The sequence below is a fragment of the Streptomyces sp. NPDC048196 genome (assembly GCF_040652715.1).
In the GTDB taxonomy this organism is placed as follows: Bacteria; Actinomycetota; Actinomycetes; order Streptomycetales; family Streptomycetaceae; genus Streptomyces; species Streptomyces siderophoricus.
Genome location: NZ_JBEZMM010000011.1, coordinates 112183 through 124417, shown reverse-complemented (window position 1 = coordinate 124417; position 12235 = coordinate 112183). Strand labels below are relative to the sequence as shown.

Below are 12235 nucleotides of genomic sequence, written 5' to 3'. Positions count from 1 at the left end.
TGGCGTTTGTTTTCCCCGCCGCCCACCCCCCTTCGGGGGGTGGGCGGGTGAGGACGGCCGGTTCGCCCCTCGAAGGGGCCGGTCGCCTCCCCGGGCTTCCGGGCGCCGCCCTGGTCCGTTGGGCGGGCTAGCGGGATTCCAGGCGGAGTTCGACCTCCTTCTCCTGGTCGCCGGCGGCCATGCCGAGGATGTGCACCGTGAACGCCGGCTCCAGGCCCTTGCACAGCTGGTCAACGGCCCAGTAGCCGCCCTGGAGGCTGACCAGCACCGGCGCTGTCAGCCGCCGGGGCTCGGCCTCGGCCTTGTGCTCGCTCACGTCGATGGTCGAGGTCCACACCGTCGGCCCCGCCCCCGCCATTTCCTCGGGCACGTCGTCGGCGGCCCGGTCGGAGGCGAAGGCGGTCCGCAGGGCGCTGAAGACGGCGTGCGCGTCCTGCGTCGCACAGCTCTCCAGCTCCACCACCACCTCGGCCGATACATGTTCCGCGTGTGACGCCTGTTCCGCGCTGTTCACTGTGGGGCCTTCCTCTGGGAGCCGAACGCTTCCAGGCTCGCCCCCCGGCCCGCTCTGTGCGACCCGAGGCTCGAACGAGTGGTTTAAACGGGCGCAACGGCGCGGCGCGACCCAGAAGCGTTACGCTCAGTAATCACAGCAAGCATTCTGTAACCGCCCGCAGCAGCCGCCGGCGCCGCGCCCCCTCGTTCCCACTGCCTCTTGCTCCCGACCGCCTCTCGTTCCCACTGCCTCCGCTCCCGACCACCTCTCGCTCCCGCGGCACCGCCGGCAATCCACCGCAGTACGCCCACGAGCAATCCACGAGCCCGTACACGAGCAGTCCACGAGTCCGTAAACGAGTCCGCCCACCGTCAGCCCCTTGATCCGATCTCCAGGAGCCCACCTTGACCAGCACCGTCATCGACCAGAAGGTCACCAGCTACAGCGTCCGCCATGCGCTCTGCATGGCGCGCGCCGCCGAGCTCGCCTACAAGGACGAGCCGGCCATCGACAAAGCCGCCCGCGAATGGGGCTTCCAGCAGGTGCGCCACCACCACACCACGTTCCGGCCGCCGTTCCCGCTGGAGGACACCCAGGCGTACACCCTCGGCGGCCGCGACATGATCATCACCGCCTTCCGGGGCACCGAGCCGTCGAACATGCGCGACTGGCTGTCCGACACGACGACCCCGCCCTGGCCGGGCCCCGGCGGCAAGGGGTACATCCACTACGGCTTCGGCGAGGCGCTGGAGTCCGTCTGGCCGCAGGTCCACGCCGCCGTCCACGAGTTCCGGGACAACGGCCAGACGGTCTGGTTCACCGGCCACAGCCTGGGCGGTGCACTGGCGATGCTGGCCGGCGCCCGGTTGCACTTCGAAGAGCCGTATCTGACGGCCGCCGGCGTCTACACCTTCGGGCAGCCGCGGACCTGCGACCGGCTGCTGACGCGGGAGTTCGACGCGGCCTTCACCGACCGCATGTACCGCTTCGTCAACAACAACGACGTCGTGCCCCAGCTCCCCCCGGAGCCCGCCTTCCACCACGTCTCCGCGCTGCGCTACATCGACTCCACGGGCAAGATCCACACCACGATGCCGGTGATCACCGGCCTCTTCGACCACGCCAAGGGCTACACCGCCGACCTGCTCGCCCCCACGTCCGACGGCGTCCGGGACCACTTCATGGGGGCGTACATCAACGCCTTGGAGAAGAACCAGAACTGACCGGGAAGCCGGAGAGCCGCGGCACGGAGGCACGCCCCGGCGGGGAGCCGCGCCTGGCAGGTCTCCGGCGGGCGCGGGGGGTCTCCGCCGGGCGCGGCAGGTCAGCACTCCCGCTGATCAGCGCTCCCGGCGGGTCAGCACTCCCACCGGGTCACCCTTACCGGTGGGCCACCGGGCCCCGACGGGCCATCGCTCCCGGCGACTCACCGCTCCTATCCGGTCACCGCTCGCGGCGGGTCAGCGCTCCCGCCGGGGCAGCGTTACCGGTGCGCCACCGGGCCTCGACGGGCCATCGCTCCCGGCGGCTCAGCGCCCCTTTCTGGTCACCGCTCGCGGCGGGTCAGCGCTCCCGCCGGGGCAGCGCTCCGGGCGGGTCACCGCTCCGGGCAGGGCAGCACTCCAGGCAGGGCAGCGCGAGCGGAGGGTCAGGGTGTCCGGCGGCTCACCCGTCCCGGCGAGCGTGGACCGGTGCGGTGAAGGTGATGTCGGCGGCCTGGGCGACGATCTCGACTTCGTCGCCCAGTGCCCACTCGGCCGCACGGGAGGACATCGCGGCCGGGACGACCCCGCTGATGCCCGGGGCCGCGGGGATGTCGTAGGTGGCGTGTGCGTCGTGCGGCAGGACCACGCGGTAGTCGCGGGCCAGGGCCGTACGGGCGGTCGCGCTGACGCACATCTCGGAGAGCACCCCGCAGATCGCCAGCTCTCCGACGTCCGCCGCCTCCAGCAGGTCGCCCAGTACCGTGCCCTCGAAGCCGTCGTCCTGCGTCTTGCGGACCACGATCTCGCGCGGCCCCGGCGCGACGGGCAGGTGGAGTTCCCAGCCGGGGGTGTGCGGGGCGTCGACGGCCCCGGGTTCGCCGTCGTTCTGGAGGTGGACGACGAGGGCCCCGGCGGCGCGGGCCCGGGCCAGCAGACCACGGCTCCGGTCGAGCACCCGCGCCGCGTCCGGCACCGCGTCCTCGCCCGCGACGAAGGCCGATTGGATGTCGACGAGGACCAGCGCCCCGACGGGACGGACCAGCGCGCCGGCACCCCCGTCCCCGCCCCCACCGTCCTCCACGGCCTCGGCGCCGCGCATGGCGTTGTTGCCCGCGTCGGCGTCACCCATGGTCCCCGCGCCCGCGCCCGCCTCGGCACCGCGCATGGTGCTGGTGCCCCTGTCGGCAGCGCCCATGGCGCCCGAGCCCGCGCCCGCACTCGCCTCGGCGCCGCGCGTGGTGTCGTTGCCCGCGTCGGCATCGCCCATGGTCCCCGCGCCCGCGTCGTCGTCGGCGGCGGCGTCGTCGGCGGCGTCGTCGTCGGCGGCGGCGGCGCGGATGGTGCTGGTGCCCGTACGAGCCGCGGCGGCCACGTCGGCGTCGTCGGCCGCGTCGGTGGTGGTGGTCATGATGGCCATGGTGCGGGTGGGGCGTACCCGTTCGCGCCGGCGGGGGCGTGATCCGGCCAGGGCCCGATCTCCCCCTCCTCCCTCACTCGCTCCCTGACACGCCGTTCTCGGCCGTCCGGGTCCACATGGTTGCCACGGGCATCGAACTGGGCAGATCATCCCGTAGGGACGCCGTTTCGCAGGTACAGGCGTACGTACGCACACCCCTGCGTACGGGATGAGCGCACCGGGCGACGCGAGAAGAGGCAGTCGTGGGACCAGCCACCGTCAACGTCAACGGCCACTGCGCACCGGAGTTCGCGGGCGTGCAGGAGGCCTTCGAGCGAAATTTCCGGCGGCACGGAGAAGTCGGGGCCGCCGTCACGGTGACCCTGGACGGGGAGCCGGTGGTCGACCTGTGGGGCGGCCACAAGGATGCCGACCGGACGCAGGACTGGGAACGCGACACCCTGGTCAACGTCTACTCGACGTCCAAGGGTATGACGGCACTCTGTGCCCATCTGCTCGTCGACCGCGGGGAGTTGGACCTCGATGCGCCGGTCGCCCACTACTGGCCGGAGTTCGGCCAGGCCGGCAAAAAGGACTTACCCGTCCGCTGGCTGCTCAGCCACCGCTCCGGCCTGATCGCTCCGCGCACCCCGCTGCCGCCGGGGCGCGCCTACGACTGGGACGCGGTCTGCACGGTGCTGGCGGCGACCGAGCCGTGGTGGGAGCCGGGGACCGCCCAGGGCTACCACGCGGTGACCTTCGGCTATCTCGTCGGCGAGGTGGTCCGGCGGGTCACCGGGCAGTCCCTGGGGGCGTTCCTGCGCAGCGAGATCGCGGAACCGCTGGGGGCCCGGGTGTTCATCGGCACCCCGGACGAGGAGCACGCCTCCTGCGCGGACATGGTCGGGCAGCTGGACGAGGCGCTGCTCGCCGAGCGGCTTCCGGGTGCGCCGAGGCCGCCGTTCCGGTCCCTGGACGACCATCCGATGGCCGTCGTGATGCTTTCCCTGATGTCCATTCCGACCGGCGACGTCAACAGCGCGGCCTATCGCTCGGCGGAGCTCCCGGGCGGCAATGCGCACGCCTCCGCGCACGGGCTCGCGACGGTGTACGGCGCGCTGGTGGGCGGGAAGCTGGTCGGTGCCGGGACGCTGGAGGCGATGCGCCGGTCGCAGAGCCGGCCCGGGGAGCCGGATCTGGCCATAGGGCCGCTCGCCCCGCCCGGTTTCGAGCTGCGCTGGGGGCTCGGCTACATGCTCAACCACCAGTGCCGACTGGGCCCCAACCCGGCGGCGTTCGGGCACGGTGGGGCCGGCGGTTCGTACGCCTTCGCGGACCCCGAGAACCGGCTGTCGTACGCGTACACCATGAACAAGTACGGCGGCGGGACGGCGGGCGACGACCCGCGCAACGGCGGCCTGGTCAGGGCGGTGTACCAGGCGCTGGACGGGCAGCGCGGCTGAGCGCGGACGGGGCGGGCGGGGGCGGGCCGGTGGCGCGGGGCAAGCCGCCCCCGGCCCGCTGCCCCCGGCCCCCGGCCCGCCAGGGAGCGGCCGGCGGTCGGTGGTCGGTGGTCGGCAGCAGGCGGTCGACGGCCCGCGGCAGGCGACAGGCGGTCGGCGGCAGGGGGTCGACGGTCCGCGGCAGGCGACAGGCGGTCGACGGCAGAGGGTTCGACGGCCCGTGGTCGGCGGCCCGCGGCAGACGGCCCGCGGCCGGCAGCAGGTGGTCGACGGCCCGCGGTCGGCGTTAGGCGGTCGGAGGTCGGCGGCAGGTAGTCGGCGACCGGCAGTCGACGGCTCGCGGTCCGCGGTCCGCGGTCGGCGGTCGGCGGACCGCTAGGGAGCGGTCAGCGGCCGATGGTCGGCAACAGGCGGTCGACGTCCTGCGGCAGGCGGTCGGCGGCAGGCAGTCGGCGGCCCTCGGGCGGCGGCAGGCGGTCGACGGCAGGCGGTCGGCGGCAGGACGGCAGGCGGTCGGCGGCCCTCGGGCGACGGCCCGCGGCCCCGGTCGGCGGACTGCTAGGGAGCCGCCGGTTCCGGGGGTGGGGCGGGGCGGGGTGGCACCGGTGGGGCGTCTGCGGCGGCGGCGAGGGCGTGCAGTGAGTGGACCAGGCCGGCGCGCTGGCCGGCCGGCAGCCGGGCCACGATCGCGGCGATCTCGGCGTGCCGGTCGGCGAGTACCTGCGCGACGAGTTCCCTGCCCTCGGCGGTCAGTTCCAGTACGACCTCCCGGCGGTTGCCGGGGTTGGCCTTGCGGGTGACGCTGCCGGCCGCCGCGAGCCGGTCGACCATCCGCATCGCGGTGGACGGATTGACCCCCAGCGCGGCGGCCAGGGCGGCGAGCTTGACCGGGCCCTGGCTGTCGAGCACGACCAGGGTGCGCAGCTGGGGCAGGGTGAGCGAGGGCTCGATCCGGGCCAGCGCCCGGGCCGAGATCGCGACCAGCAGCCGGGAGGCGGTCAGCACCGCGGCGATGACCTCCTCGACGTCCTGGTCGAGGTCCTGGTCAACGTCCCGGTCGACGTCCCGGTCGACGTCCCGGTCGAGGTCCTCGCCGCCGTGCTGCGCGGGCTCGTCCCCGGGCGCGGCCGGGCCGCCCGGCCGTCTTGCGCGATCTTCCTCGTTCCCCATGGCGCCTTTATACCCGCCCCGGCATCGTGCCTGGTCGCGGGCGGTGCCGACGGGCGCGAACGGGCCGGTGCCGCGGCCCGGGGCGGCCCGGAAATCCGGCCCCGCGCTCCTCCTTGCACGGCGCAATAATGGGAGGTACGGCATGGCCGGGTCCGGCATGCATCCGGCATGCATCCGGCAGCGCCGCTCGTGCGGCGGGGCCGGGGAGAGGGCGTGGTGATCATGGAACGGGACACCGAGACGGTTCACGAGGCGTACGCGTTCGTCTGTCTGCACTGCGGGCACGGCTGGGAGGAGGAGTACGAGATCCGGCACACCACGGATCTGGCGGGCCACCGACGGGCCGACTATTTCGCGCGCGGCATCCGGGTTCCGTCCCCGCTGACCCGCAATGACTGCCCCTCCTGCAACCTCGGCCCGATCCGCATCCTGCGCCCCGGCCGGGTGAACTCGACCCGGACGTATCTGGCCTGACGGCGGCCTCGGCGTATCGGCGTGAGGGCTGGCCTGACGGCGCCCCCGGCCTATCGGGCGTGGAGGGCTGGTCTGACGGCGCCCCCGGCCTAATCGGGCGTGGAGGAGGGCTGGCCTGACCGCGACCCCGACCTGTCGGGCGTGGAGGGCTGCATGACGGCGCCCCCTGCCTAGCGGGCGTGGAGAAGGGCTGGCCTGACGGCGCCCCCGACCTGTCGGGCGTGAGGGCTGGCCTGACGGCGACCCCGGCCTATCCGGCATGAGGCTTGGCCTGACGGCGACCCCGGCCTACCGACCCCGACCGCCGCCCCGCGTCGCGTCCCCGGCCTTCCGGCCCCGACCGCGGCCCCGGCGTACCGCAGCGACGGCGGCCGTGCCCTTCGGAGCGCCTGCCCGCGCAGCCACCAACCCGCGTACAGCAGCCCTCACCAACGGGTGCACAGCAGCCGTAACCAACCGGCGTACAGGAGCCGTCACCACCCGGTGCACACCAGCCGTCACCAACGGGTGCACACCAGCAGTCACCAATCGGTGCCCAGCAGCCGTCACCAACCCGTGTACAGCAGGTGGTTGACCAGCAGCGGCAGAACGGCCTGGGCGGTCAGCCAGTGGCGCCGGTGGGATGGGGGCAGCAGGGCGCAGGCAGCCAGCAGCCAGGGTGCGAAGGGCAGCCAGATGCGCTCGGTTTCCGCCTTGCTCATGCCGGAGAGGTCGGCCACCAGGAGGGCGAGCAGCGCGGCCAGCACGAGCACGGTCAGGCGGTCGGCGGGCGTGGGCGGCGCGGTGCGCGCGTCGGTGCGCGGGCGGAGGCGCCGTACGGCGGCCGGGGCGGCCGCGAGGGTGCGCCGTAGCGCTGCGCAGGTGGCGAGACCGGTGATCAGTACGGCGCAGGCCAGGTTGCCCCACACCCAGTACGCGTACGGACGGACCGCCGCGGCGCCCTGGTAGTAGCGCTGGACCAGCAGCCGGTACCCCTCCCACCAGTCGAAACCGGCGAGCGTGAAGGCCACCGCGACGGCCGCCGCCCCGGCCGCCACGAGCGGCAGCGGGCGGGCGCTCCGGGCGAGCAGCAGGACCGCGGCGGCGATCAGCACGATGAGGGTGAGTCCGTAGGACAGGTAACAGGTCAGGCCGAGGAGGAGCCCGGAGCCGAGGGCGGCGGCCGCGCGGAGGGGGGCACTCCGCCGGCTGCCGCCGGGGACGCCCCCACCCCGCGGTGGCCCGGGGAGGGTGCGTCCGGTGGCGGCGAGCGCGAGCAGGGCGAGCGACCAGGCGGCGACCGCGGCGAAGTAGCCGTCGGCGGAGGTGCCCACCCATACGGCGGCCGGGGCCAGGACGAGGTAGGGCGCGGCCCGGCGTGCGGTGGGCTCGTCGGTGAGCGCGCGCAGGGCGATGAGGACCGCGGCCGCGGTGGAGGCGCCGGTGACCAGGCACCAGACGCCGGCCCAGGCGCCGCCGCCCAGGCCGAGGCGGTCCAGCCCGACGAAGGTGAGGATCGCGGCCGGCGGGTGTCCGGCGACGTGGGCGGGCCAGTGGTCCGGGGCGTTGTTGAGGATGTGCCCGGTGAAGCCGCGCAGCGCCGGGCCGAGGTCGTCGAAGCGGTGGATGACCGTCAGGTACTCGTAGGCGGTGGTGAGCCGGCCGGCGACACCGGTCCGCCAGCCGTCGATCAGGGCCAGTGCGGTCGTCCAGGCGAGGGCGGCGGCCCAGCAGGTGGGGAGCAGGGCCCGCCAGGGCAGCCGGGCGGCGAGCGGCGGTCCGTAGGCGATCACGAGGACGGCGACGGTGACCGCGGCGGGGGTGCCGGGGCCCAGGTGCGGGAACCACGAGGCGTACAGCGGCGGCCAGTTCACGTGCAGGCTGCCGTTGGCGTGCTCGATGACGGTGCCGATGACGGCGGCGAGCGCGACGAGGAGGGCGCCGGCCGCGGCGGCCAGCAGATCGGCGCGGCGCAGGGCGCGCTCGTCGGGCTCGGGTCGGACGCTCGCCCGGCCCGGCCGGATCTCACGGTGGGTCACACCGGCACGCTAGGCCGCCAGGGCCGGGCCGGGGTGGCGCCGTTCCGCCGACGTCAGACTTTCGTCATGCGTTGCGGCCCGCTCGGGACGCCGGTCCCGGCATACCGTCGGCGCATGGCCGCTTCCCGCCCGGTTCCGCCCACCTCCCCGTCGTTCTGGCGCAGTCCGCTGCGCGGCCCGCGGCTGACCGCGCTGCTCGGTGTGGTCCTGCTGGCCGGGATCACCCTGCTGTTCGTCACCGGGCTGCTGTCGTACGCCGCCTACAACCCCGACCTGGCCGGCGGCGTCAACGACCAGACGCCCGAAAAGGGCCTGCTGGGGTTCTATCTCTTCGGCTGGCCGACCGGCCCGCGCTGGCTCTACCGCCTGACCCAGGGGGTGCACGTCACCCTCGGCGTGGTCCTCGTGCCCGTGCTGCTGGCGAAGCTGTGGTCGGTGATCCCGAAGCTGTTCCGGATGCCGCCGGCGCGGTCGGCGGGCGATGCGCTGGAGCGGCTGTCGCTGCTGTTGCTGGTCGGCGGGGCGCTGTTCGAGTTCGTCACCGGGCTGCTCAACGTCCAGCTGGCGTACCTCTTCCCCGGGTCGTTCTACCGGCTGCACTTCTACGGCGCGTGGGTGTTCATCGGCGCGTTCGTGGCCCATGTGGTGCTGCGGCTGCCGCGGACCGTACGGGCGCTGCGGGAGCGGACCGATCCGGCGGCGCAGGACGACGAGACCGGGCTGGTGGCGATCCGTCCGGACCGGCCGACGGTGAGCCGGCGGGGCGCGCTGGGGCTGGTCGGCGCCGGGTCGCTGCTGTTGCTGGTGACGACGGCGGGGCAGAGCGTGGGCGGGTGGTGGCGGCGTACCGCGCTGCTGGCGCCGCACGGGGGCGCGGATCCGGGCGGCGGGCCGAACGGGTTCCAGATCAACAAGTCCGCGGCGGCCGTCGGGATCCGGGCGCAGGACACCGGTGCCGACTGGCGGCTGACGGTGGAGGGCGGCGGGCGCCGGGTGCGGCTGACCCGTGCCGACCTGCTGCGGCTGCCGCAGCACCAGGCGGCGCTGCCGATCGCCTGTGTGGAGGGCTGGTCGACGGACGACCAGTGGTGGAGCGGGGTGCGGTTGCGGGAGCTCGCCGCGCTGGTGGGCCTCGGCGACCGGCCGCCGGGGGTGCTGGTGGAGTCGCTCCAGTTGCACGGCGCGTTCCGCCGGGCCGCGCTGAGCGGCAGCCAGGTGCGCGATCCGCGGTCGTTGCTCGCGCTGCGGGTGGGCGGCGCGGAGCTGTCGCGGGACCACGGCTACCCGGCGCGAATCATCGTGCCGGCGGCGCCGGGCGTGCTCAACACCAAGTGGGTGGCGCGGCTTTCGTTCGGGGAGGGGTGAGCGGCGTGCGACGCGTACGGATGCCGGGGCGGGCCGCCGTGGTCCGCGGGTGGCGGCGACTGCGCCGGCGCCGCTGGTACGGCGAGGGGCCGTTGCACCTGGTGCTGATGCTCGGGTCGTTCGCGCTCACCGGTTATGCGGGGGTGCGGCTGCTGGCCGGCGGGCGGTGGCCGCTGGTGGTGGTGTGGTTCGTGGGGGCGGCGCTGCTGCACGATCTCGTGCTGCTGCCGCTGTACGCGTGCGCCGACCGTGCGGTGGTCCGGTGCACGGCGGGGACCGCTCACCATCGGCCCTGGACGGCGTTCGTGCGGGTGCCCGCCGCGCTGTCGGGGCTGCTGTTGCTGGTGTGGTTCCCGCTCATCGCCTATTCGGCGGGCGGCCGTTGGGCGGTGCACTACGAGGCCGCGACCGGGCTGCCGGCCGGGGTGTTCCTGGGCCGCTGGCTGCTGATCACCGCGGTGCTGTTCGCGGGCTCCGCGCTGTGGTTGCTGTGCCGTACGGTTCAGCCCCGGCGGGCGGTGGGCAGGCTGCGGCGCCGCCGCAGGGCGACGAAGCAGCGGGCGGCGGACGGTGACTGACTCCGCCGGCCGCCGGCGGTCCACCGCTCGACGGGTGTCCAGCCGGCGGCGTCGGCGTACCGCAGCAGCGCGGGCGTGCCGACCCGGGCCCAGGGGAACGGGTCGGCGGTGTGGTGGCCCGCGTACGGGTCGCCGGCGACGCTGACCCGGGCCCGTTCGTCGACGTCCGCGGGGGCGGTTTCCACGATGAGCAGCCCGGCCGGGTGGACCAGGGCGGCGGTGCGGGCGAGCAGGGTGCGGGGGTCGCCGCCGATGCCGATGTTGCCGTCGAGGAGCAGCGCGGTACCCCAACTCCCCTCGTCCGGAAGGGAATCGAAGACCGAGCGGCACAGTGCGGCGCCCCCCGCCGCGGCGGTGCGGGCGACCGCGGCCGGGCTGACGTCGATGCCGAGCACCCGCCTGCCCTGTGCGGTGAGCGCGGCGACCAGCCGTCCGGGGCCGCAGCCGATGTCCAGGACGGTGCCCTCGCAGCGGCCCAGCGCCGCGAGGTCGGCCTCGTCCGCCGCGGCGCACCAGCGCTCGACGTCCAGCGGCAACAACCAGCCGTCGGTACGGCGCAGATAGAGCGGGCCGCGGCCGTTGCGCAGCGCCTCGGCGTAGGCGTCCGCTCCCCAGACCGGCGGGTGCGGCGGGGCGGCGGGAACGGTGGTGCTCATCGGCCCCTCACCGCTGTCAGCCGAGCAAGGGTGGTGGCGAAGCGGCCGGTGGGGGCCTGGGCGGCGACCCGGTGGGCGTCGGCGGCGGTGTCGACGTCGCGGAGCACCGGCAGGTCGCCGATCCGGAGTCCGGCCGCGGTCAGGCGGGCGCGCTGGGCGGCGCCGGTGCCCGCGGTGGACATCGGGACGCCGCGCAGCAACCGGGGGTCGGGGTCGGCGAGGCCGAGCGCCCAGAACCCGCCGTCCTCGGCCGGGCCGAACCAGGCGTCATGGTGTTGCCAGGCGACCGACTCCAGTGCGGGCGCGAGGAGTTCGGCGGTCACCTGTGGGGTGTCCATGCCGAGGAGCAGGGTGGGGCCGGGGCTGGCGGCGAAGGCCGCGGCGAGCCGTTCGTCGAGGCCGCCGGCGCACTGCGGCCGGACCTCGAAGCCGTCCGGCAGCCAGTCCCCGGGCCGTCCGTCGAGCACCACGGTCCGCCGCCGGGCGGGCATCGCGCGGACCGCGAGGAGGGTGTCGTGCAGGGCCGCGGCGGCCAACTGGGCGGCCTCGTCGGGGGTGTAGGGCGGGGTCAGCCGGGTCTTGACCCGGCCGGGCACCGGTTCCTTGGCGATGACCAGGAGTGCGGTCGGCCCGTGCGGGGGCGGCGTACGGGGCGCGGGGCGGGTCATCTGGCCGCCTCCTGCGCCGGGGCGGGCTGCGGGGGCTGGTGGAGGACGGCCCGCATGTCGCGGACCGCCTGCCAGGTGCCCCGCCAGGTGCCGGTGACCTTCGAACGGCCGGTGCGCGGCCGGTAGGGCACCGGGCGCTCCTCGATCCGCCAGCCGGCGTCGGCGGCCCGCACGACCATCTGCAGGGGGTAGCCGCTGCGGCGGTCGGTGAGGCCGAGCCCGAGGAGCTCGGTGCGCCGGGCGGCGCGCAGCGGGCCGAGGTCGTGCAGCCGCAGTCCGGTGCGGCGGCGCAGCAGGTGGGCCAGGGCGAGGTTGCCGGCCCGGGCGTGCGGCGGCCAGGCGCCCCGGCCCTGGGGGCGCCGGCGGCCCAGCACCAGATCGCGGTCGCCGTCGCGGATCGCACGGACGAACGGGACGAGCAGCGAGGGGTCCAGGGAGGCGTCGCAGTCGCAGAAACAGACGATGTCCGCCTCGGCGGCCAGCAGTCCGGCGTGGCAGGCGGCGCCGAAGCCGCGGCGGGGTTCGCGGACGACGGTGGCGCCCAGCTCGCGGGCGATCTCGGCGGAGCCGTCGGTGGAGCCGTTGTCCACCACGATCGCGCGCCAGCCGGCCGGGATGCGTGCCAGCACCCACGGGAGCGCGGCGGCCTCGTCCAGGCAGGGCAGGACGACGTCCACCGGGGCGGGCCGGGGGGCGGCGGGGAAGGGCGGGCCGGTGCCGGTGGGTGCGGCGGTCCGCATCTCCTC

12 protein-coding genes are annotated in these 12235 nt (G+C 75.2%); 5 read left to right on the top strand and 7 right to left on the bottom strand.

Annotated elements, in window-relative coordinates; all coding sequences use genetic code 11:
- Window positions 1-127: 127 nt before the first annotated feature.
- The gene (locus tag AB0E02_RS14805) at window positions 128-514 is read right to left on the bottom strand and encodes a hypothetical protein (protein ID WP_030413195.1); all 387 of its coding nucleotides are present in this window, start codon (window positions 512-514) and stop codon (window positions 128-130) included.
- Window positions 515-900: 386 nt separating this feature from the next.
- On the opposite strand from AB0E02_RS14805, the gene AB0E02_RS14800 reads away from it, so the two are divergent.
- Window positions 901-1719 (top strand): lipase family protein, encoded by an 819-nt coding sequence (locus tag AB0E02_RS14800; RefSeq protein WP_362138960.1) that lies wholly within the window; start codon window positions 901-903, stop codon window positions 1717-1719.
- 442 nt (window positions 1720-2161) lie between these two features.
- Here the strand turns inward: AB0E02_RS14800 and AB0E02_RS14795 are convergent, their stop codons facing one another.
- A complete protein-coding gene (locus tag AB0E02_RS14795) occupies window positions 2162-2800 on the bottom strand; it encodes an isochorismatase family protein (RefSeq protein ID WP_362139069.1) in 639 nt (212 codons plus the stop codon).
- A 560-nt stretch (window positions 2801-3360) separates the two neighbouring features.
- On the opposite strand from AB0E02_RS14795, the gene AB0E02_RS14790 reads away from it, so the two are divergent.
- Window positions 3361-4560, top strand: coding sequence for a serine hydrolase domain-containing protein (locus tag AB0E02_RS14790; RefSeq protein WP_362138958.1), 1200 nt, complete (start codon window positions 3361-3363; stop codon window positions 4558-4560).
- Window positions 4561-5118: 558 nt separating this feature from the next.
- On the opposite strand, the gene AB0E02_RS14785 is transcribed toward AB0E02_RS14790, so the two are convergent.
- Window positions 5119-5730: a MarR family transcriptional regulator gene (locus tag AB0E02_RS14785; RefSeq protein WP_362138956.1), complete on the bottom strand. Its 612-nt coding sequence runs from the start codon at window positions 5728-5730 to the stop codon at window positions 5119-5121.
- A 222-nt stretch (window positions 5731-5952) separates the two neighbouring features.
- On the opposite strand from AB0E02_RS14785, the gene AB0E02_RS14780 reads away from it, so the two are divergent.
- Window positions 5953-6204, top strand: a complete 252-nt coding sequence (locus AB0E02_RS14780) for a hypothetical protein (RefSeq protein WP_030413200.1) — start codon at window positions 5953-5955, stop codon at window positions 6202-6204.
- A gap of 545 nt (window positions 6205-6749) precedes the next feature.
- Here the strand turns inward: AB0E02_RS14780 and AB0E02_RS14775 are convergent.
- Window positions 6750-8222, bottom strand: a complete 1473-nt coding sequence (locus AB0E02_RS14775; protein ID WP_362138954.1) for a hypothetical protein — start codon at window positions 8220-8222, stop codon at window positions 6750-6752.
- Window positions 8223-8336: 114 nt separating this feature from the next.
- Here AB0E02_RS14775 and AB0E02_RS14770 point away from each other — a divergent pair, with 114 nt between their 5' ends.
- The gene (locus AB0E02_RS14770) at window positions 8337-9587 is read left to right on the top strand and encodes a molybdopterin-dependent oxidoreductase (RefSeq protein ID WP_362138952.1); all 1251 of its coding nucleotides are present in this window, start codon (window positions 8337-8339) and stop codon (window positions 9585-9587) included.
- A gap of 20 nt (window positions 9588-9607) precedes the next feature.
- Window positions 9608-10165, top strand: a complete 558-nt coding sequence (locus tag AB0E02_RS14765) for a hypothetical protein (protein WP_362139066.1) — start codon at window positions 9608-9610, stop codon at window positions 10163-10165.
- Here AB0E02_RS14765 and AB0E02_RS14760 read toward each other — a convergent pair.
- The 3 genes from AB0E02_RS14760 to AB0E02_RS14750 are packed head-to-tail and all read right to left on the bottom strand — an operon-like array spanning window position 10090 to window position 12229.
- Window positions 10090-10821, bottom strand: a complete 732-nt coding sequence (locus tag AB0E02_RS14760) for a methyltransferase domain-containing protein (protein ID WP_362138950.1) — start codon at window positions 10819-10821, stop codon at window positions 10090-10092. The genes AB0E02_RS14765 and AB0E02_RS14760 overlap by 76 nt on opposite strands.
- On the bottom strand, window positions 10818-11489 hold the full coding sequence (locus AB0E02_RS14755) for a TIGR04282 family arsenosugar biosynthesis glycosyltransferase (RefSeq protein WP_362138948.1): 672 nt from the start codon (window positions 11487-11489) through the stop codon (window positions 10818-10820). Before AB0E02_RS14755 ends, AB0E02_RS14760 begins: the two co-directional genes overlap by 4 nt.
- Window positions 11486-12229: a glycosyltransferase family 2 protein gene (locus AB0E02_RS14750; RefSeq protein WP_362139064.1), complete on the bottom strand. Its 744-nt coding sequence runs from the start codon at window positions 12227-12229 to the stop codon at window positions 11486-11488. Before AB0E02_RS14750 ends, AB0E02_RS14755 begins: the two co-directional genes overlap by 4 nt.
- Window positions 12230-12235 lie beyond the last annotated feature (6 nt).

Coding starts and splice junctions, on each gene's coding strand:
- AB0E02_RS14795 (WP_362139069.1), bottom strand. CDS start 2,800: ATGCGCGGCGCCGAGGCCGTGGAGGACGGTGGGGGCGGGGACGGGGGT.
- AB0E02_RS14785 (WP_362138956.1), bottom strand. CDS start 5,730: ATGGGGAACGAGGAAGATCGCGCAAGACGGCCGGGCGGCCCGGCCGCG.
- AB0E02_RS14780 (WP_030413200.1), top strand. CDS start 5,953: ATGGAACGGGACACCGAGACGGTTCACGAGGCGTACGCGTTCGTCTGT.
- AB0E02_RS14770 (WP_362138952.1), top strand. CDS start 8,337: ATGGCCGCTTCCCGCCCGGTTCCGCCCACCTCCCCGTCGTTCTGGCGC.
- AB0E02_RS14765 (WP_362139066.1), top strand. CDS start 9,608: ATGCCGGGGCGGGCCGCCGTGGTCCGCGGGTGGCGGCGACTGCGCCGG.
- AB0E02_RS14760 (WP_362138950.1), bottom strand. CDS start 10,821: ATGAGCACCACCGTTCCCGCCGCCCCGCCGCACCCGCCGGTCTGGGGA.
- AB0E02_RS14755 (WP_362138948.1), bottom strand. CDS start 11,489: ATGACCCGCCCCGCGCCCCGTACGCCGCCCCCGCACGGGCCGACCGCA.
- AB0E02_RS14750 (WP_362139064.1), bottom strand. CDS start 12,229: ATGCGGACCGCCGCACCCACCGGCACCGGCCCGCCCTTCCCCGCCGCC.